A 19,256-nucleotide genomic window follows, 5' to 3' on the forward strand; every position below is an offset into this window, starting at 1 on the left:
CAAATCCGCCGCATAATCAAACCAACCAGATGAGCCACATCCTCTCTTAGATCAGAGCGCCATCTGTCCCAAAATCCCTGACGACGGACAATAGGCCTAAACGACCTAAAAGCCGCTGTGGGCTCCCATTTCTTCGTCTGGTCGTTCCTAGAACGACAACTAGCGCAATCGTTGGGTTACCTTGAACGGCAAAGCAAAACGCAAGCTGTGTACGGTATCTCTAGGATCCTTGAGCGTTGGAAGAAGGTGCACGGAGAAATTGCTGGCGAAAATACTTCAAACGCAGCTTTCATCGAAGAGCTATTCGTTACGATGTCGGAAGGTTTGGAAATACGGAACAGAATTGCTCATGGCACTACCGGATTTAATGCGCATGGAGGCACCGCGTCCACTGTGTTCATCCAGACTACATTGAATGGCAAACCTCGGGAAATCAGCTACGAAGACTTAACGTTAACTAATGAAAGATTGAATTTAGTCGCTTCACATATGGATCGCATTACGAGCGTTGTGCTCCACTTGGATTCAACTAAATCACAGAACATCCGTTCTGAGATAAGCAGTCTTCTTCACCCGTAGTGGCTATTCTCCCAGATCCAAATTTTACCCAGTGTTTCACTCCGGCGGTTTCGAACTCAGTGCCATCTATGTATACGGCACCACCTCTCGCCCAGTTCTCCGCTCATGTTCCGCCAATCGTTGAAGATACCCCTCTGATCGGGCCGTCTGCCGCCAGATGATGTAGTCTTTGACGTGGTCAGCGTTCGAGTCGGGTTGTTCGTCCAGCCCGTAGAACTTGTTCGATGTTGGTAACGGTGCACCAGCCACTTCAGCAGGTGCCTCGGCCATCATCCGCTTCAGTTCACCCACTCGGGCGTAATCGACGATAAAACTGTCAAGCACCGAAAGAACTGGAACGGCCCGATCGCAGAAGTGCCGATGGACGCGCTCCGCTATCTGACTATCAAGGTTCATCAACTGAATACCTTGATCCGCGAACAGAAAGTCCCTGATGTGAGGGGTCTTCTCCAGAAAGCCAGTCAGCAGGGCCTCCAGTTGCTCGTTCGTCAGTGTCTTGCCTGCGGGGCCGGTTGGAAAGCCATCACGAAACGCCCGGAAGGCGGCATCCCTGGAACCGGCGTTGATCGCTGTCAGTACAAGCCGCTTGATAAATTGACGCTGCAGCACAGAAGGCAGCCATGCACCCAGTATGTCGGGCAATTCATAGGGATCGCCATCAAGTTCTTTTCCTGCTCGAAGGCTGAGCAACGAGACATGGAGACTGCGGAAGTCCACTTCGACGACGGGCGTATCATTGATGAAGATCTTCGATCTCCAGTCACTGTTGATCTGCTGCCACCAACCACCATGAAAGCGCCCATTCAGGTTGAAGTCAGAGCGGCTGAATATCCGGCGGGTGAACTTATGATGATGATCGGTGGGGACATCATCGACCCTTGGTTCATCCAAAACAGGGATATCAATGAAAGCGTCACCAATAACTTGGTTATAGCGCTCAAGCTCAGCCCGCATTCTGATGATCTCGTCGGTATCCTCGTACTCGACCAGTGCCTCTGCTTTGTCGCCTCTGAGGATGATAATTTCTTCACCTTCGACCCGACCAACGTCATCTCGTCGGAATGCCACTTCGGCGAACCATCCCTGCAGCACCTCGGAGGCTCGTATCCTCGTTGTTCTGTTGCCCCGAGCCAGAGGACCCGAGTAGCTGCCCTTGGCAACATCCACTAGACCTGCCTCAATAAGGGTGTGAATGATCGGGATGATCTTCTTGGATATATGGATCGCGTTATAGCGAGAAGACGTGTCCCAGTAGTTCGAGGACATGGAGACGCCGATAGACAGTTCTGGGTCTTCCAACCAAGCGACATACAGGTCCAGAACCAGCACTCGGAGTTGATGTCTAAATGCAGTCTTCGGCTTCGGTCCGGAGGTCTTATCACTCGGCAGGTAGCCGTCCCAGATGCGGTCGATCAACTCTGCCACCTCTGGATGGTCTGACCAGCGGTGAACGTCGATTGGCCGCGAGTGCCATGGGTTCTCTATCTCCCCCATAACCTCCTCCTCCCTCTATCTATTATGGATCAGGAACGGGGATACTCGGGTCTCTCAATCCTCCGGTTTCTATTCATTACTTATACCTATTCCCCACCCCCATAGAACCCCTGCTAGAGGTTGGGTGACAGGGGGAGTCAGAACACCCGAAACCACTGGGGCATAAACGGGGGCATTTTCCGTAGCAAACGGGTGCCACGGGTATCGAAGTAACGATGTTCTGATGAACTGGCTGGGGTGGTAGGATTCGAACCTACGATACACGGTACCAAAAACCGCTGCCTTACCACTTGGCTACACCCCAACGGTGAGCGGCTGTCTACGATTGTTGGTGGCGGTGTTCAAGGGCTTTCCTGCAAAAATCTCGGTTGCCCCAGAAATTTTTTCAAGCCTTCATTTTGTTTCAATCAAGACCGCCCCGGCGCGATGTCCGGTCGCGACCAATTCGTGCGCCGCCGGGCACTCGTCCATAGAAAATACCTGTTGGATTGGGCAATTTAAGGCACCTGCCTCAAGTGCGGTATGGAGTTTTTCGATTGCAGCAGAACGGGAGGCTATGGGCAATAGATAAACCAGGATGGTCTCCAGCGTGACCGCTTTGAACATCAGAGGGTAGAAGGGCAGAACGGGAAGCATTTCCTTGGCGGACCCAAAAGTGTTGATCCGTCCGTTTTCCGCGATGACTGCCGTGTTCGTCTCGACGTTCCGGCCAAACTCGACATCGACGATTCGGGCGATTGGGCGTCCGTTGTTGGCTTGCAGAATTTGATCCGCGAGGTCCGGGGCATTGTAGTCCAGAACCGCATCTGCTCCGGCCTGCAAAACCCTTTCGAAACTGCCCGGACCGGACGTGGCGATGACATGGGCGCCGCCCCACTTTGCCAGTTGAACGGCCAGATAGCCGACCGTGCCAGCGCCGCCGTGAATCAGCAGGCTTTGCCCTGCGATGTCACCGCCAGAGAATACGGCGTGGCATGCTGTCAGGCCCGGAATGCCCAGTACGGCTCCGGTTTCGAAAGACACGGAATCGGGCAGCGGCACGGCTTGCTCGGCCGGCAGCGTGATCTCAGTGGCGGCTGTGCCGAACGGCCGCTGCCACTGGCCGTTCCAGAGCCAGACGCGTTGACCAATCCTTGAGGTTGGGACTCCCTCGCCAACCGCTGCGATAACACCGGACCCGTCGCTGTGCGGGATGATCACCGGGAACGGCGGCTTGGTCACGCCGGGTCTGCTTCCGGCGCGGGCTTTGACATCCGAAGGATTGACGGCTGAAAAAGCCAGATCGACTGTGACTTCTCCGATCCCCGGAGCGGTTGAGGGCACATCCTGTACTTTCAGAACGTCGCCTGCGGAACCAAAGGCGCTATAAGTCACGGCTTTCATGGTCTTCCCTTCTTGTTTCGCCGCAACAGTAGCCGGGACGGCGTGAATTGCCAGCCCCAGTAAAGGATTGGGAGCGACAGCTGCGGTGGATTCCTTGTTTTGCCGCAGGCCAGTTGCAATTGAATTTCAGTTGCACGAATTGTCAATTAAGGTAATGAAATATCTAATTAAAAACTGAAATCGCATTGAAATTGGGGATTTCAGGGATTAGCTGTCGGACATCCGCAAGACACGTGCCAAGGAGGCTCAGAGATGCAATTGAATTCCAAAGTTTCAGACGCCCTGAACCGTCAGATCAACAATGAGCTTCACGCCTCGTATTCTTATCTTGCGATGGCCGCTTATTTCGAATCCCAGGATCTGCCAGGCTTTGCACAGTGGTTCAAAAGCCAGTCGGCAGAGGAAAACGCACACGCAATGCGTATCTTCGAGTTTCTGGCCAAGCGCGGGGGGCGGATAGAGATTGACGGGATTGCCAAACCCCAGGTGGATTTTGGCTCGCCGGTTGATGTGTTGGAAGCGGCGCTGGCGCAGGAGAAGACTGTAACAGGTCAAATCAATGCGTTGTTCGAACTGGCGCAGGAAGTCAGGGAGTTCAGCACCCAGAACATGTTGAACTGGTTTCTGGACGAACAGATCGAGGAAGAGGATCTGATAGGTCAGGTGCTGGACAAGGCAAAGGCCGCCAACGGTGATCGCTGGCACCTTTTGATGCTGGATCAGGAGCTTGGCGCTCGCGGCGTTGGCGACCCGGAATAGACGTCGGCGAAAGGGCTATTCCCGGATTTCTGCAGGATCAACGCCCCACAGGTTACCTTTCAGCGTCCAGCCGCGATAGCCACCGGCCGAGACGCGGCACCAGTCAACCGTGCAGGTTCCAAGGCGGGCCACGACGCCCGCTTCGAAATGAGCGCTGACCTGTGAGGCGGAGTCGGGACTGGAATAGACCGGCAGCATGTCGCTTTCGATCAGAACGGTCCGTACGCCTGACAACAGGGCGTAGTGGACCCAACCTCCGGCGCCGTCGCGATCCTGAACCTTGCGCCAGTTTCCGTATTCGGCAGTGATCTGCAACGGCATCCCGCGCCGCTTGAACACCCAATCGATTCGATGGGTCAGCGATGGCCCGCGGCGTACATTCCCTTCTGCGGCTTTCATCGACACATAACGTGGCAACGGCAGGTTGGTGACGGGGCCGCGTTTGTCCTGCGCGCTGGCCGCCAATGTGCCGAACACGATCAGAAATACAGACAGGACCGCCAGAACCGGGCGTTTTACCGATAGAAAACCACTCACCGAATGCCTGCTCTTATACCTGTTCAACGGGTTTCGAAAAAAGGTCGACTCAATGGCCGTGGGGTTCTTGTGCCCCGCCTTATCCTGCGCCACGATGACATGGCGCGCGCACGTTTGCAAAGCAGTGGGAGGGCGAAAGTGCCAAGAGAACGTCTGAGTGTTGTCGTTACGCGACGGTTGCCAGAGGCAGTGGAAACCCGATTGAGCGAGCTGTTTGATGTGCGCCTGCGGGACGATGATACACCCATGACCCGCGACGAGCTTGTCGCGGCCGTGAAAGAGGCGGATGTCCTTGTCCCGACGGTCACGGATACCATTGACGGCGGACTGCTGGGGCAGGCGGGTGAAAACCTGCGGCTGATCGCAAATTATGGCGCCGGCGTCGATAATATCGATGTCGCGACGGCGCGGCAGCGTGGGATACTGGTCTCGAACACCCCCGGTGTTCTGACCGATGATACCGCGGATATGACAATGGCGCTGATATTGGCCGTCACACGCCGTATCCCCGAGGGGCTGGCGATCATGCAAAAGGGCGATTGGACGGGATGGGCGCCCACGGCATTCCTTGGAGGGCGGATCGGCGGTCGCCGGCTTGGCATCCTCGGCATGGGCCGGATCGGTCAGGCTGTCGCGCGCCGTGCCGCCGCGTTCGGAATGCAGGTGCATTACCACAACCGCCGCAGGCTGCGCCCCGAGACCGAAGAAGAACTTGAAGCGACCTATTGGGAGAGCCTGGACCAGATGGTGTCGCGGATGGATGTCATCTCGGTCAACTGCCCGTCGACCCCGTCAAGTTTTCATCTGATGAACGCACGTCGTCTGAAACTGATGAAACCGTCGGCCGTTCTTGTGAACACGTCGCGCGGTGAAGTGGTCGATGAAAATGCGCTGACCCGCATGATCCGGTCAGGCGAAATCGCGGGGGCAGGGTTGGATGTCTACGAACATGGAACCGACGTCAATCCGCGCCTGAGGCAACTGCCCAATGTTGTCCTGTTGCCGCACATGGGGTCCGCCACGCTGGAGGGGCGGATTGAGATGGGCGAGAAGGTCATCATCAATATCAAAACCTTCGAGGACGGGCATCGGCCACCGGATCAGGTGGTGCCATCAATGCTTTGACAAAATGACGCCCCGGTCGGAAAGGCCGGGGCGATCGTGTATTTCATCATTATTAGATTGAGAGGACACTATGAAAGGTGGAATGATTTCAGGACTGCTTCTGTCTGTGGCTGTCTCGACCACTTCGGTATTCGCTCAGGAAACTGCGGACGCGGTGTCGCCCGAGGCGGCGACCGAAGGTGAGGCGCAGGCGCTGACCGCTGAGGTGATCGCAGCGCTTGAAGCGAAGATGGCCGGGGCCCCGGTTGAAGCGCAAGACTGGATGGTGGCCGCCGCCAACCCGCTTGCGGTCGAGGCGGGCGCGCGGGTGCTGCGCGACGGGGGCACGGCGGCGGACGCGATGGTTGCCGTTCAGGTCGTCCTGGGATTGGTCGAGCCGCAATCGTCAGGTCTGGGCGGTGGCGCCTTTCTGGTCTGGTACGATGCGGCCAGCGGTCAGCTGACCACTCTGGACGGGCGTGAAACTGCACCGCTCGCGGCAAGACCCACGCTGTTTCAGGACGAAAACGGAGAGCCGCTGAAGTTCTTCGATGCCGTTGTCAGTGGCCTTTCTGTGGGAACGCCCGGTACGCCTGCCTTGCTCGAAGAAGCGCATCGGCGCTGGGGGCGCAGCTCATGGCCCTCGTTGTTCAAGGACGGCATCGCGCTGGCCGATGACGGATTTCTGGTGTCGCCTCGATTGGCGGCTTTGGTCGCGAACGACGCCGAGAGGCTGGCGCGTTTTCCTGCTACGGCCGAATATTTCCTGCCCGGTGGGGCACCTTTGGAACAGGGGCAGCGGCTGACAAATCCGGCATATGCCGAAACGCTTCGCACTTTGGCAAGTGAAGGCTCAGCCGGGTTTTACGGTGGCGATATTGCTGCGGGCATCGTGAACACAGTCCGCTCGGCGCCGGGCAATCCGGGTGTGTTGTCCGGGGTCGACCTCGCGCTCTATCAGGTGGTCGAGCGCGCGCCGGTTTGCGCGGCCTACCGGGCCTATGAGGTCTGCGGCATGGGCCCGCCATCATCAGGTGCCCTGACGGTCGGGCAAATTCTGGGAATGCTGGACGGCTACGATCTGGCTGGCCTCGGGCCGGAAAACCCCGAAGCGTGGCGATTGATCGGTGACGCCTCGAGACTGGCATTTGCCGATCGCGGTCGCTACATGGCTGACAGCGATTTCGTCCCGGTGCCGACCGCCGGTCTGGTGGACCCGGACTATCTTTCCCAGCGCGGTTCGCTGCTGAACCAGGAAGGTACCCTGACCGAGGCAACACCCGGCAAGCCCGAGTTCGACCACGCCCTGAACCTGGCGGATGATGTTTCTCTGGAGCTGCCGTCGACGTCGCATATCTCGATCGTTGACCGGTATGGAAATGTGCTGTCGATGACGACAACGATCGAAAACGGCTTTGGCTCACGGCTGATGACAAACGGCTTCCTGCTGAACAATGAACTGACGGATTTCTCGTTCCGAACGCACAAGGACGGCGTCCCGATTGCCAACCGGCTTGAACCCGGCAAACGCCCCCGCTCGTCGATGAGCCCGACCATCGTCATGCAGGACGGTGCTCCGGTGCTGGCCATAGGCTCGCCTGGCGGCAGCCGCATCATCGGGTATGTCGCCAAATCGATCATCGCCTGGGCCGATTGGGGCATGGATGTGCAGCAGGCAGTGTCCTTGCCGCATCTGGTCAACCGTTTTGGGACCTATGATGTCGAGTTGGGCACCGGTGCAGAAGGTTTCCTGGATGCCCTGACCGAGCTGGGTTTCGAAGTGAATGCCCGGGATCTGACCTCGGGCCTGCATGCTATCGAAATCGGAGAGGTGCTGATCGGTGGCGCAGACCCGCGTCGTGAAGGTATCGCGCTGGGTGAATAACCGGGCGACAGAAAGGAAAGACCATGGTGCAGGCAAACGCTTTGCCCCGGAATGAGGACGGGATTGCAACCGCAATCGGTATCCTGAAACAGACATTCGGGGACCGGCTGCAAACGGGTGATGCCATCCGCGATCAGCATGGGCATACAACGACCTGGATAGAAAACCAGCCGCCGGACGCGGTGGTCTTTCCACACTCAACCGCAGAAGTCTCGGATATCGTCAGCACCTGTGCGCTTCACAAAGTGCCGGTGATTGCATTTGGAACCGGCACTTCGCTGGAAGGGCACGTGAACGCGCCCGCAGGTGGGGTTTGTGTTGATCTGAGCCAGATGAACAAGATACTGGCCGTCAATGCCGGTGATCTGGACTGTCTTGTGCAACCCGGTGTCACGCGTGAGGATCTGAATACGTATCTGCGGGATCAGGGCCTGTTTTTTCCCATCGACCCGGGGGCGAATGCCTCGCTGGGCGGGATGGCTGCGACCCGCGCGTCAGGCACAAATGCCGTCCGCTACGGCACGATGAAGGACAATATACTCAGCCTCGAGGCCGTGATGCCGGATGGGCGGATCATTCGTACCGGCCACAGGGCCAAAAAGTCCTCGGCCGGATATGACCTGACCCGGCTGCTGATCGGGGCCGAGGGCACCTTGGGCATCATCACCGAACTGACGCTGCGCCTTCAGGGCATCCCCGAGGCGATCAGTTCAGCCCGGTGTTCCTTTCCCTCCGTCGATGCGGCCTGTCAGGCCGTCATGATGACCATCCAATACGGTATCCCCGTGGCCAGGATCGAATTGCTGGATGAGTTGTCGGTCAAGGCGGCCAATGCCTATTCCGGCCTGGCTCTCCCTGAAACACCGCTCTTGCTGCTCGAGTTTCACGGGTCCGAATCCGGTGCCATCGAACAGGCCGAAACCTTCGGACACATCGCGGATGAGTTTGGCGGTACCGATTTCGCCGCAACCTCGACCACGGAAGAACGTAACAGGCTTTGGCAGGCCCGCCACGACATGTACTGGGCGTGTCTGCAGTTACGACCCGGCACAAGTGGTATTTCGACCGATGTCTGCGTCCCGATCTCGCGTCTCTCCGAATGTGTGACTGCCACGCAGGCCAAAGCGGCCGAGCTGGGCCTGGTCGCGCCGATGGTAGGGCATGTCGGGGACGGCAACTTCCACACTCTGTTGTTGATCGACATGGACAATGCAGCCGAGGTGTCCAATGCTGAACAATTCGTCGGCTGGCTGAATGATCTGGCCATCTCTATGGACGGAACTTGCACGGGTGAACATGGCATCGGGCAAGGCAAGCGACCCTACCTTCATCGAGAGCTCGGGCCTGCGTTGGATTACATGGCCGCAATCAAATCTGCTTTGGATCCGGACAATATCATGAACCCGGGCAAGATATTGTGAGCGGCCCTGCCGCTTCATCTTTTCCCAAATACTCAAATTCAACGATCTTCAGCTGACCGAACTTCTGTTGTTCGTGCACTAAGGTCGGTTTTGTCCGTTTTTGCGTCGGATGGACTTTGCGGTCAGATGCGCCATTCGTCATAAACCATGCCAAACAGATTCATTCCGGAGAGCGGGCACATGAAAACCCAAGTCAAAGCACTGGTCGTTGGCGGCGGCGCCGTCGGCACCTCGATTGCGTATCATCTGGCCAAGGCGGGCTGGGACGATGTGATGCTGATCGAGCGGGACGAATTGACGTCCGGATCGACCTGGCACGCCGCCGGTCTGCTGCCGCTGTTCAACATGTCCTATGCGACAACTCACATCCACAAATACTCGGTCGATTTCTACAAGACGCTCGAGGAGGAAACCGGCCTGAACGCAGGTTTCGCCGTGGTCGGCAACCTGCGCATGGCGCAAACGCAAGAGCGTATGGACGAATACATGCTCTATGCGTCCACAGCCGAAACCTGCGACGTCGCCTACGAGTGGCTGACACCCGAGCAGATCAAGGAACGCTGGCCGCTGATCGAGACCTCGGACCTGAAGGGTGCGATCTACCACACCGAAGACGGCTACATAAACCCTGCGGACGTAACACAGGCGATGGCCAAGGGGGCCCGTCAGCGTGGCGTAGACATCGTGCGCAAGATGCAGGCCGACGCGTTCCACTGGAACGGCACCCATTGGGAAGTCACCTGCACCAAAATGGTGGAAAAGGGTGGCAACCTTGTCGAAAGCGACGAGAAGGTCGTGATCACAGCCGAGCATGTCGTGACCGCATCGGGCAACCACGCACAGCGCACCGCCAAGATGCTGGGCATCAAGATGCCCGCGATTCCGGTCGAACACACTTTCATCGTCATGGACAAGGACCCTGAGCTGGGCAAATGGCGTGAAGCGGGCAACCCGGAACACCCCGTCGTGCGCGACGCGGACAACGAATCCTATGCGCGTGAAGAACGTGGCGGCTGGATTCTGGGTATCTATGAGCACGGCGCACCCGCGCGCTTTGAACATGGCGTGCCGGACAGCTTCCGTGCCGACCTGTTCCCGCTGGATCTGGACCGGATCGCGGATCAGTACATGGCAATGGCCGAACGTGTGCCGTCCTGTGCCGAATCCGGTCTGAAAGACGATTTCAACGGCCCGATCTGCTACACCCCTGACGGCAACCCGCTGGTCGGTCCGGCACCGGGCTTGCGCAACATGTGGCTGGCCGAAGGTTTCTCGTTCGGTATCACCGCCGCGGGCGGCACCGGCTATTATCTGGCTCAGATGATGGTCGATGGCGAAGCCGAGATCGACATGGCCTCGCTGGACCCGAAACGCTATTCGTCGAACTGGATGACCACCGAGTTCGCGGCGCGCAAGAACGAAGAGTGTTATGAGCACGTCTACATCCTGCACCACCCGGATGAAGAGCGTGAAGCCTGCCGTCCGCTGCGTACCGTTCCGGCCTATGATCGGCAGAAAGCACGTGGCGCACAGTTCGGATGGGTCAACGGGTGGGAACGCCCGAACTATTTCGGCCCCGTCGATGCACCTGACAACTTCGACAAGGAAAGCCGCTCGTTCCGCCGTGGTGGCTGGTGGCAACATGCCGTTGAAGAAGCCAAGGCGATCCGCGAAGGCGTTGGCCTGATCGACGCGTCGGCCTTCACCAAGCATGTCGTCAAAGGCCCCGGTGCGACGCAATTCCTGGATTGGTTCACCTGCAACAAGCTGCCCAAGGTCGGTCGTATCAACCTGACCTACGCGCTGACGTCGCACGGCACCACCCGCACCGAGTACACCATCGTCCGCAATGGCGAGAATAACTACTACATCGTCTCGGCCGGTGCCTGGACCGAGTACGACGCCGACTACCTGCGAAAAGCGGCCGAGGACAAGATGGAGGAGTTCGGTTACATCGAGATCCAGGACGTGACCACCCAGTGGGGCGTCTTCGCCATCGCCGGGCCCAAGTCGCGCGACGTGCTGAAAGAGGTCATCAAAGACGCCGATCCGGAAACCGCTCTGTCCAACAAGCGTTTCCCGTGGCTATCGGCCCGTCAGATCGAACTGGGTATGTGCCCGGTCAACGCGATCCGTGTGGCCTATACCGGTGAGCTGGGCTGGGAACTGCACCACCCGATCGAGATGCAGAACTACCTGTTCGACCTGCTGGAAAAAGCTGGTGAGAAGCACGGTATGAAGCTGGTCGGTGCACGCGCTCAGAACTGGCTGCGTCAGGAGAAATCCTATCGCGCCTTCGGCACCGAACTGGGCCGCGATGCAACCCCGCTGGAAGCCGATCTGCCGCGTTTTGTTGACCTGTCCAAGGACTTCTACGGCAAGGCCAAGCTGGAAGAGACCGGCGTGCGCGTGAAATGCTGCACCCTGCTGATCGACGGCCCGGACGATGCCGACCCGTGGGGCCGCGAGGCGCTGTACACGCCGGAAGGTGAGCGCGTGGGTCGTCTAACCTCGGGCGGCTACTCGGTGGCCTTCGAGAAATCCATCGGCATGGGCTATGTGAAGCCCGAATTGGCGGTCGAAGGCACCAAGCTGCAGGTCAAAATTCAGGACAAGCTGTGGGATGCGGTCGTAACCTGCGACAGCCCCTACGATCCGAAAAACGAAACCATCCGCAAGGACGGTTAAGTAAGAACCACGGGCGGTGCACCTGAAGTGCGCCGCCTTTTGTGCTGGGCTTATAGGGTAACTTGTTGTTACTTAATGGAAAGTTCGTCGAAACATTCCAATGCCTTGGCCGCGTACATCATGGATGGTCCACCGCCCATCTGGATGGCCATTGAAAGCACGTCCGAGACTTCGTCGCGTGAAGCCCCGGCTTTCACAAGGGCTTCTGTGTGCAATGAGATGCAGGGTTCACAGCGCACGGCGATCGACATCCCAAGGGCGATGAATTCCTTGATCTTGTAGTCCAACGCACCGCCTTCTTTGACAGATTTTCCCAACGCGCCGAAGGCGCGCGCCGTGTCGGGAATCGCCCCATTCAGGTTGCGCAAACCGGTTCGGGTTTCAGACAGTTTTGTCGTCCAGGTCATTGACGTTCTCCGTTATATACAAAAAACGGAATATATCGAAGTTCACCACTAGACTTTGATCTTGATCAGTTGCCGCGTTTATCCGCAATGAAGGCTAGATTATTTGCAGGCAACTCCACTCTTTCGACAACACTCAATCCTTGCCCTTCCATGAATTCAGCGATGTCATCATCGTTTTTGTACCCGATTTCAGGGTCTTGCTGGAAAAGGGCGTCATGAAAGCGTTGGTCACCGTCGCTGGTCAGGGTACCGGAACGCTTGAACGGGCCATAAAGGACAAAACGCCCATTTACGCACAGCGCCAGGGCGACTTCCGTCAGAAGCGTCTTTGTTTCGTCCCAACTGATAAGGTGAAGCAGGTTGATCAGGACCACAAGGTCGAGCTCTGCAAACTGCCTGTGCCAGCCTTCTGTTGTGGCATCCAGATGTGCGGCCTTCGATACGTTGGCCAGGGCCGTTGTATAGGCGTCGATGCTGGTGCGGCGAACAGGATCAACTTCGGTCGGTTGCCAATTGACTTCGGGCAGGGTGGCCGCAAAGGCGCTGACATGCTGGCCGGTGCCGCTGGCAATCTCAAGCGCGGAACCTGAACGCGGTGCCCATTGCAGCAACAGGTCGCAAAGAACACCGCTGTTTCGGCTCGCGGCCGGAGCAACCAATTTTCCGCCGGCCTCCGGCGTCGCAACGCTCGCGTTCGAGGGCAATTTGCGGAGGGTCATGCGTAAAACCTCGCCGGGCTCAAAGCGGCGACTGTTTCCTGATCCAGTTCGGGGGCGGCGCCTGTTGTCAGATCCGCGACAAGCTGTGATGCAGCGGGTGCGGTCTGAAACCCGTAACCGCCCTGACCGACGGACCAGACGAACGAGGGGTCGCCGGGATCAGGCCCCAGAACCAGAGTTCCGTCCGGGGCAAAGCTGCGCAATCCCGCCCAGTTCGCCAAAACCCGGTTGACGGGTTCCGTGACCATCGCTTCATACCGGGCCAACCCTTCGGCCAGAACCATGTCATCGGCATAGGCATCGTGGGGGGCGACGGGATCAGCCTCGCTAGGGGACACGATAAGGTTTCCCGCGTCCGGCTTGGCATACCAGCTGTCGCCGGCACCCAGCATCATGGGCCAGCCGCGCAGGTCATATCCGCCCGGCGCAGGAATGCGGGCCATCGATCTGCGATACGGCGTGATGCCGAGCGGTGCGATCCCGGCCAGTTCCGCGATTTCATCAGCCCATGCGCCAGCGGCATTGACCAGCATCCGGGCCTGATAAACCTGATCTGCCTTTATTTCCCAATGCCGGGGCTTGCTGATTGCATTGACCTTGCGCCTGGTCAGAATTTGGCCGCCGTTCTTTCGTATGGTTCGGGCAAAATCCTGCAACAACCGGTCCGTGTCGATGTCAAACGCGGCATGACCAACTGCCGCGAATGCCAGCGTGTCCGGGTCCAGGATCGGGACACGGGCCAAGGCGTCTTCCGTGGAAATCGGCGCCACGCTCAGGTTTTCGGCATCTTTCCTGAATTCTTCGGCCTGATGGGGTGCCGCAACCAGCATGATCCCCCGAGGTGTCAGATAACCGCCGTTATCGGATTGCAGAAACTGCGCACCGGCCCTGTTCAACGCGACCACCGACGGTGGCCCATAGCTTTCTTCGAACAGGGCAGCCGACCGACCCGAAGCGTGATACCCCAGCGCGTCTTCCGCTTCCAGCACGGTGACAGAGCCAAATTGCGACAGGCGTGCGCCCGCGCTCAGACCGGCGATGCCGCCGCCAATGATCAGAAAATCAATCAACTCGTTTTACCCGTCTGAATCGATGTTTATGGAACACAACCCGTGAAGCGGGGTCAGGTCATTCAAGCAGGCTTGAATTTGCGCTTCAACCCATTCAAACAGTGGGCAATCAGATAAAGGGAGGGCAGGGTGAACGCCGCAGAATTACACCCGATGGCCACGGGACATATTCCGTCCTACGTGACACAGGCAGACGGAAGCGATTTTCTTTTCACTTTCATGCTGGTTTTTACTGTTGTCGTGATTGTTTTGCTTGGGGTTGCATATTTCACCCTGCATTCGATCCCCGAGAAAATTGCACACCAGTCCAACCATCCGCAATTTCAGCTGGTGGGTATTCTGGCGCTGCTGGCGTTGTTCACTCATAACGGTCTGTTCTGGGTCGCGGCGATCCTTGTGGCCGGGTTTCAGTTCCCGGATTTTGCTGCACCCCTGCGTGGAATTGCCGATGCCATCCGGTCCCTGGCGCCGCAGCGCGCGCCGGAACCACCCGCGCCACAACCGGCACAAGAACCGCAGCAGGAGCACTAATTCATGCTTGAGACATTGATGTGTGCGCTGGTCACGGTGCTGCCGGATTATCTGTTTCGACGCTATGTTCAGGGCAAGCGGATCGGACACGAGATCACACTGTTCACCATGTGGTACGAACTGCGCTGGGGTCTGACCACATGTGCCATTCTGGCGCTGACCGTGATCACCACCCTGTTTTATTTTCATCCCGCCAGCAGCACGGCGGCGTCCTATTTCCGCACTGTCACCATCCTGCCGCAACTGGGCGGGCGCGTATCCGAAGTTTACGTTCGAAACAACGAACAGGTCACGGCCGGTCAACCGATCTTCCGGATCGAGGATCTGACCCAGACCGCGCAGGTCGAGGCGGCGCATGCCGAAATCGCGCAGGTTCAGGCCTCGCTGAAAGTCGCGCAAACCGATCTGGCCGAGGCGGAAGCCGGGATTGCCGTGCCGGCGCAAAGGCCGCGCTTGATCAGGCGCTGGAGGATCTTGAGCGCAATATAACCCTGCGCGACGAAGGATCAAGCGCTGTGCGTCTGGCCGAAATCGACCGCCTGGAAAACCTGGTGGCCGAGCGTGAAGCCCAAATGACAGCAGCCCAATCCCGGCGCGCTGCGGTCGTGCAACAGATCGAAGAGTTGATTCCCGCGCAATTGGCCAGCGCCAATGCACAATTGGACGCCGCCCTGACCGAGCTGGATAAAACCGTCATCAATGCCGGGGTTACGGGCCGCGTCGAACAGTTCGGATTGCAGGTCGGCGACTATGTCAGCCCGCTGCTGCGCCCGGCTGGTATTCTGGTTCCGTTCTCGTCCGGTCATGACCGGTTCCAGGCGGCCTTCAATCAGCTGTCCGCACAGGTCATCAAGCCGGGCATGATCGGAGAGCTTGGCTGCATGACCAAACCGTTTACGGTGATCCCGATGGTCGTGGTCGAGGTGCAGGACGTGATCCCCTCGGGTCAGATCCGCCCCTCGGACGAATTGCGTGATGTGCAGACCAATACGGTGCCGGGGTCGATCCTTGTCTATCTCGAACCCCTGTACAAAGGCATGGCGGACGACATTCCGGCCGGCAGCAACTGTCTGGCAAATGTGTACACGGACAACCACGAGCGGCTGGAGCATGAAGACCTGGGTTTCTGGGAGGCTGCGTTTCTGCATGTCGTCGACACGATCGGTGTCGTCCACGCGGCAGGCCTGCGTCTGCGACTGATCCTGATGCCGGTCAACACGCTGGTTCTGAGCGGGCACTGAGCAATCAGCTTGCCGGTTAACGCGCAACGGCCGGTCTCGCGGCAGCGTTTCGCGTTCCGTTCAGGAGCTGTCTCCGACGTTGGCTTTGGTGTCCAAAAAGGCTGGAACCAGCCAATCGCCAGGGTCCGCAAGCACGCTGGCGAACGACAGCCAGTAAGGGTCGGGCTGTGCTTGGGGCGATGGGGAACAGTCGCCAACTGAAATCAGGTCCTGCTGTATTCTGGCGATCTGCCGTGCCGTAGCTGCCACGGAAACAAAAAAGGGTTGGCCCGAGGGCCAACCCCAATGTTTCAATCTTACAGTGTTTACTGCGGAATCTCACCTTCCAGACCTTCGACATAGAAGTTCATACCGGCCAGAGTACCGTCATCGGCCACTTCACCTTCGGCCAGCCAGTCGCTGCCGTCCTGCTTTTTCAGCGGGCCGGTGAACGGGTGGTAGCTGCCGTCAGCAATGGCTGCCTTCATGGCCAGCGCTTCCTCTTTCACGTCGGCAGGCACTGCGTCCGAGATTTCGCCAATCTCAACCATGCCTTCCTTGATGCCGTCCCAGGTGTTCACGGTTTCCCACGATCCATCCATAACGGCCTGGGTGCGCGCGATGTAGTAGGGCGCCCAGTTGTCGATGATCGAGGATACGCGTGGCTTCGGGGCGTATTCGCTCATGTCCGAGGCCTGACCGAACGTGATGACATTGCCTGCCTCTTGCGCGGCCGCCTGCGGCGCGGTCGAGTCGGTATGCTGCAGGATCACGTCCGCGCCCTGTTCGATCAGAACAGTGGCCGCGTCGGCCTCTTTCGCCGGGTCGAACCAAGTGTAGGCCCAGACAATTTTGAAATCGACATCCGGGTTCACCTTCTTGGCATGGATGTAGGCTGAGTTGATGCCGCGGATCACTTCGGGGATCGGGTACGAGCCGATGTAACCGACGATGTTCGACTGGGTCATTTTCCCTGCGATGTGGCCCTGAACGGCGCGGCCTTCATAAAAGCGTGCCGAATAGACCGAGACGTTGTCGGCAGTCTTGTAGCCGGTTGCGTGCTCGAACTTCACGTTCGGGAATTTCTTGGCCACGTTGATGGTCGGGTCCATGTAGCCGAACGAGGTGGTAAAGATCAGGTCAGCACCTTCCAGCGCCATCTGAGTCATCACACGCTCGGCGTCCGGGCCTTCGGGCACCGATTCAACAAATACGGTTTCGACCTTGTCACCGAAATGCTCCTCAACGGCCAGACGGCCCTTGTTGTGTTCATAGGTCCAGCCGCCGTCGCCCACGGGGCCGACATAAACAAACCCGACCTTGGTTTTGTCTTCGGCCATGGCGCTTGTCGCCAGACCCAGCGCCATGGCGGCGCTTGTCAGAAGTGTTGTGAATTTCATTTAGTTACTCCCCAAGTTGGTTCAGTTGGCCCCGTCTAGTGCGAGGCATGGAAGGTCCGGCCCAGTGAGGCAGGTGCGCTGCTCTTGTCGGCCGAAAGGATCACAAGCACAAGGATCGTGATGATGTATGGCGACATTGCCAGATACTCGACTGGAATGGCAACGCCCGCTGCCTGCAGATTAAGCTGCAACACCGTGATTCCGCCAAACAAATAAGCACCCAGCAATGCACGCCACGGCTTCCAGCTTGCGAACACGACCAAAGCCAGAGCAATCCAGCCAACACCGGCGGTCATGCCCTCGGTCCACTGCGGAACACGGATCAGGCTGATGTACGCGCCGCCAAGTCCGGCACAGGCTCCGCCGAACAGGATCGCCATGATGCGGATCTTGATGACCTTGTAGCCCAGGGCGTGCGCCGCATCGTGGTTTTCACCCACCGCGCGCAGGATCAGACCAACACGGGTGTATTTCAGCGTGGCCCAGACGGCGGCCGTCAGAGCGATGCCGACATATAGGATCGGATCGTGCTGGAACAGGATCGGGCCAATGACCGGGATATCGCTCAGAACAGGGATATGGATGTCGCCCATGCTGGGCGGTTTGATCCCTACATAGCTCTGCCCCATCAATGCACTGAACCCTAGACCGAACAGCGTCAGCGCAAGGCCACTGGCGACCTGATTGGCCAGCGCCACCTGCGTCAGCAGGACGAACAGAAGGGACAGAACGGCGCCGCCGATGGCAGCCGCGATGAATCCCAGCCAAGGCGAGCCGGTTTCGACCGAGATTGCAAAACCGCTGATCGCGCCCACAATCATCATGCCTTCAACGCCAAGGTTCAGAACACCAGCCTTTTCGACGACAAGCTCTCCGATCGCGGCCAGAAGCAGTGGGGTTGCGGCTACCATCAGCGAGGCGACCAGAAGTACGGGATTGATTTCACCAAGGTCCATGGGTCACGCCACCTCGCTACGGGCCGCACGGATGCGGTAGTTTGTCAGAAGATCGAATGCCAGCAGGAAGAACAGAAGCATCCCCTGGAACACCTGAATGGCTGCGGCCGGCAGGCCCATCTGAGACTGGGCGATTTCGCCGCCAATATAGGTCAGCGCCATCAGGCCACCGGCCAGCAGGATACCCACCGGGTGCAGGCGGCCCAGAAAGGCCACGATGATCGCAGTAAAGCCGTAGCCCACATTGAAATCGATGCTGACGACACCGGCCGGTCCCGAGACCTCGAACATGCCTGCCAACCCGGCCAGCATGCCGGACAGGCCCAGGCAGAACAGGATCAGACGAGCAGGGTTTACACCGGCGAATTTCGCGGCGCGCGGAGCCTCACCTGTCAGGCGGATGTGAAAACCGAGCATGTGACGGTTCAGCAGCACATAGGCAAAGATCACCGCGATCAAGGCGGTTACGACACCCCAGTGCATCCCCGAACCCGCGATCAGCTCGGCATTATGTGCGCTTTCATAGGATTGCAGGTTGCGCGAGCCGGGAAAGCCGAACCCTTCGGGATTCTTCAGCAGGCCAAGAGAAACCGAGGCCAGCATCTGCTCGGCCACATAGACCAGCATCAGCGAAACAAGGATTTCGTTGGTGCCAAAGCGCACTTTCAAAAAGGCCGGGATCATCGCCCACAGCCAGCCGCCAAACGCACCGGCGATCACCATTATCGGGAAGATGTACCAGCCCTCCAATGGGTAGAACGCAAGTCCCGCAGCAGCGCCGAATATGGCGCCCATGATATACTGGCCCTCGGCACCGATATTCCAGATGCCGGCCCGGAAACCCAGCGAAAGGCCAATCGCGATCAGCACCAGCGGCGCGCCTTTCACCAGCAGTTGCGGCCGGTAGTAAAAGGAAAACTCACCGAACAATGGCTCCCAAAAGATGGTGCCGATTGCCTGCAGCGGGTTCTTGCCCAGAATAGCGAACAAAAGCCCGCCAAACACCATCGTTGCCAGCACGGCCACAAGAGGGGTCGCATAAGACCACGCCTTGGACGGCTGCGGCCGTTTCTCCAACACAATCACCTGCTCATCCCTCCAAG

17 protein-coding genes and 1 tRNA gene are annotated in these 19,256 nt (G+C 58.4%); 8 read left to right on the forward strand and 10 right to left on the reverse strand.

What is annotated here, in order from left to right; translation table 11 throughout:
* Window positions 1-645: 645 nt before the first annotated feature.
* The 3 genes from ACR0CG_RS08645 to ACR0CG_RS08655 all read right to left on the reverse strand — a co-directional run bounded on the left by ACR0CG_RS08645 (window position 646) and on the right by ACR0CG_RS08655 (window position 3,456).
* Window positions 646-2,073, reverse strand: a complete 1,428-nt coding sequence (locus ACR0CG_RS08645; RefSeq protein WP_480524141.1) for a hypothetical protein — start codon at window positions 2,071-2,073, stop codon at window positions 646-648.
* Window positions 2,074-2,302: 229 nt separating this feature from the next.
* A tRNA-Gln gene (locus ACR0CG_RS08650) sits at window positions 2,303-2,377 on the reverse strand.
* An 89-nt stretch (window positions 2,378-2,466) separates the two neighbouring features.
* Window positions 2,467-3,456 carry an NADPH:quinone reductase gene (locus ACR0CG_RS08655; protein WP_480524143.1) on the reverse strand — a complete coding sequence of 330 codons (990 nt, stop codon included), beginning with the start codon at window positions 3,454-3,456 and terminating at the stop codon, window positions 2,467-2,469.
* A 252-nt stretch (window positions 3,457-3,708) separates the two neighbouring features.
* On the opposite strand from ACR0CG_RS08655, the gene ACR0CG_RS08660 reads away from it, so the two are divergent.
* Window positions 3,709-4,215, forward strand: a complete 507-nt coding sequence (locus tag ACR0CG_RS08660) for a ferritin (protein ID WP_480524145.1) — start codon at window positions 3,709-3,711, stop codon at window positions 4,213-4,215.
* 15 nt (window positions 4,216-4,230) lie between these two features.
* Here ACR0CG_RS08660 and ACR0CG_RS08665 read toward each other — a convergent pair whose 3' ends face one another.
* Window positions 4,231-4,752: an SH3 domain-containing protein gene (locus tag ACR0CG_RS08665; RefSeq protein ID WP_480524147.1), complete on the reverse strand. Its 522-nt coding sequence runs from the start codon at window positions 4,750-4,752 to the stop codon at window positions 4,231-4,233.
* A gap of 138 nt (window positions 4,753-4,890) precedes the next feature.
* Here ACR0CG_RS08665 and ACR0CG_RS08670 point away from each other — a divergent pair, with 138 nt between their 5' ends.
* The 4 genes from ACR0CG_RS08670 (at window position 4,891) to ACR0CG_RS08685 (ending at window position 11,850) form a co-directional block, all read left to right on the forward strand.
* Window positions 4,891-5,877 (forward strand): 2-hydroxyacid dehydrogenase, encoded by a 987-nt coding sequence (locus tag ACR0CG_RS08670; RefSeq protein ID WP_480524148.1) that lies wholly within the window; start codon window positions 4,891-4,893, stop codon window positions 5,875-5,877.
* An 82-nt stretch (window positions 5,878-5,959) separates the two neighbouring features.
* Complete coding sequence (gene ggt / locus ACR0CG_RS08675; RefSeq protein WP_480524150.1) at window positions 5,960-7,741, forward strand: gamma-glutamyltransferase; 1,782 nt, start codon at window positions 5,960-5,962, stop codon at window positions 7,739-7,741.
* 23 nt (window positions 7,742-7,764) lie between these two features.
* On the forward strand, window positions 7,765-9,162 hold the full coding sequence (locus tag ACR0CG_RS08680; protein ID WP_480524152.1) for an FAD-binding oxidoreductase: 1,398 nt from the start codon (window positions 7,765-7,767) through the stop codon (window positions 9,160-9,162).
* A gap of 180 nt (window positions 9,163-9,342) precedes the next feature.
* The gene (locus ACR0CG_RS08685) at window positions 9,343-11,850 is read left to right on the forward strand and encodes a GcvT family protein (protein ID WP_480524154.1); all 2,508 of its coding nucleotides are present in this window, start codon (window positions 9,343-9,345) and stop codon (window positions 11,848-11,850) included.
* Between the two features lie 68 nt (window positions 11,851-11,918).
* On the opposite strand, the gene ACR0CG_RS08690 is transcribed toward ACR0CG_RS08685, so the two are convergent.
* The 3 genes from ACR0CG_RS08690 to ACR0CG_RS08700 all read right to left on the reverse strand — a co-directional run bounded on the left by ACR0CG_RS08690 (window position 11,919) and on the right by ACR0CG_RS08700 (window position 14,046).
* Window positions 11,919-12,257, reverse strand: a complete 339-nt coding sequence (locus tag ACR0CG_RS08690; RefSeq protein WP_480524156.1) for a carboxymuconolactone decarboxylase family protein — start codon at window positions 12,255-12,257, stop codon at window positions 11,919-11,921.
* Between the two features lie 65 nt (window positions 12,258-12,322).
* Window positions 12,323-12,976, reverse strand: coding sequence for a DUF938 domain-containing protein (locus ACR0CG_RS08695; protein ID WP_480524158.1), 654 nt, complete (start codon window positions 12,974-12,976; stop codon window positions 12,323-12,325).
* Complete coding sequence (locus ACR0CG_RS08700; RefSeq protein ID WP_480524160.1) at window positions 12,973-14,046, reverse strand: NAD(P)/FAD-dependent oxidoreductase; 1,074 nt, start codon at window positions 14,044-14,046, stop codon at window positions 12,973-12,975. The genes ACR0CG_RS08695 and ACR0CG_RS08700 overlap by 4 nt, the downstream gene beginning before the upstream one ends.
* Before the next feature lie 129 nt (window positions 14,047-14,175).
* On the opposite strand from ACR0CG_RS08700, the gene ACR0CG_RS08705 reads away from it, so the two are divergent.
* From ACR0CG_RS08705 to ACR0CG_RS08715, 3 genes are read left to right on the forward strand one after another with little or no spacing between them, the layout of a single operon-like run.
* Window positions 14,176-14,577 carry a hypothetical protein gene (locus tag ACR0CG_RS08705; RefSeq protein ID WP_480524162.1) on the forward strand — a complete coding sequence of 134 codons (402 nt, stop codon included), beginning with the start codon at window positions 14,176-14,178 and terminating at the stop codon, window positions 14,575-14,577.
* Between the two features lie 3 nt (window positions 14,578-14,580).
* Complete coding sequence (locus ACR0CG_RS08710) at window positions 14,581-15,066, forward strand: hypothetical protein (protein WP_480524164.1); 486 nt, start codon at window positions 14,581-14,583, stop codon at window positions 15,064-15,066.
* A 26-nt stretch (window positions 15,067-15,092) separates the two neighbouring features.
* A complete protein-coding gene (locus ACR0CG_RS08715; protein ID WP_480524166.1) occupies window positions 15,093-15,818 on the forward strand; it encodes an HlyD family secretion protein in 726 nt (241 codons plus the stop codon).
* A gap of 305 nt (window positions 15,819-16,123) precedes the next feature.
* On the opposite strand, the gene ACR0CG_RS08720 is transcribed toward ACR0CG_RS08715, so the two are convergent.
* The 3 genes from ACR0CG_RS08720 to ACR0CG_RS08730 are packed head-to-tail and all read right to left on the reverse strand — an operon-like array spanning window position 16,124 to window position 19,239.
* Window positions 16,124-17,197 (reverse strand): BMP family ABC transporter substrate-binding protein, encoded by a 1,074-nt coding sequence (locus ACR0CG_RS08720; RefSeq protein ID WP_170681068.1) that lies wholly within the window; start codon window positions 17,195-17,197, stop codon window positions 16,124-16,126.
* A 35-nt stretch (window positions 17,198-17,232) separates the two neighbouring features.
* Complete coding sequence (locus tag ACR0CG_RS08725; RefSeq protein ID WP_170614853.1) at window positions 17,233-18,153, reverse strand: ABC transporter permease; 921 nt, start codon at window positions 18,151-18,153, stop codon at window positions 17,233-17,235.
* Between the two features lie 3 nt (window positions 18,154-18,156).
* A complete protein-coding gene (locus ACR0CG_RS08730; RefSeq protein ID WP_170614852.1) occupies window positions 18,157-19,239 on the reverse strand; it encodes an ABC transporter permease in 1,083 nt (360 codons plus the stop codon).
* Window positions 19,240-19,256: the final 17 nt, after the last annotated feature.

It is taken from the genome of Ruegeria sp. AB8, assembly GCF_056542605.1.

Excerpts from the sequence above, each read along its gene's own strand:
- ACR0CG_RS08645 (WP_480524141.1), bottom strand. The coding sequence starts at position 2,073 with ATGGGGGAGATAGAGAACCCATGGCACTCGCGGCCAATCGACGTTCAC.
- ACR0CG_RS08655 (WP_480524143.1), bottom strand. The coding sequence starts at position 3,456 with ATGAAAGCCGTGACTTATAGCGCCTTTGGTTCCGCAGGCGACGTTCTG.
- ACR0CG_RS08660 (WP_480524145.1), top strand. The coding sequence starts at position 3,709 with ATGCAATTGAATTCCAAAGTTTCAGACGCCCTGAACCGTCAGATCAAC.
- ggt (WP_480524150.1), top strand. The coding sequence starts at position 5,960 with ATGATTTCAGGACTGCTTCTGTCTGTGGCTGTCTCGACCACTTCGGTA.
- ACR0CG_RS08680 (WP_480524152.1), top strand. The coding sequence starts at position 7,765 with ATGGTGCAGGCAAACGCTTTGCCCCGGAATGAGGACGGGATTGCAACC.
- ACR0CG_RS08685 (WP_480524154.1), top strand. The coding sequence starts at position 9,343 with ATGAAAACCCAAGTCAAAGCACTGGTCGTTGGCGGCGGCGCCGTCGGC.
- ACR0CG_RS08690 (WP_480524156.1), bottom strand. The coding sequence starts at position 12,257 with ATGACCTGGACGACAAAACTGTCTGAAACCCGAACCGGTTTGCGCAAC.
- ACR0CG_RS08695 (WP_480524158.1), bottom strand. The coding sequence starts at position 12,976 with ATGACCCTCCGCAAATTGCCCTCGAACGCGAGCGTTGCGACGCCGGAG.
- ACR0CG_RS08710 (WP_480524164.1), top strand. The coding sequence starts at position 14,581 with ATGCTTGAGACATTGATGTGTGCGCTGGTCACGGTGCTGCCGGATTAT.
- ACR0CG_RS08720 (WP_170681068.1), bottom strand. The coding sequence starts at position 17,197 with ATGAAATTCACAACACTTCTGACAAGCGCCGCCATGGCGCTGGGTCTG.
- ACR0CG_RS08725 (WP_170614853.1), bottom strand. The coding sequence starts at position 18,153 with ATGGACCTTGGTGAAATCAATCCCGTACTTCTGGTCGCCTCGCTGATG.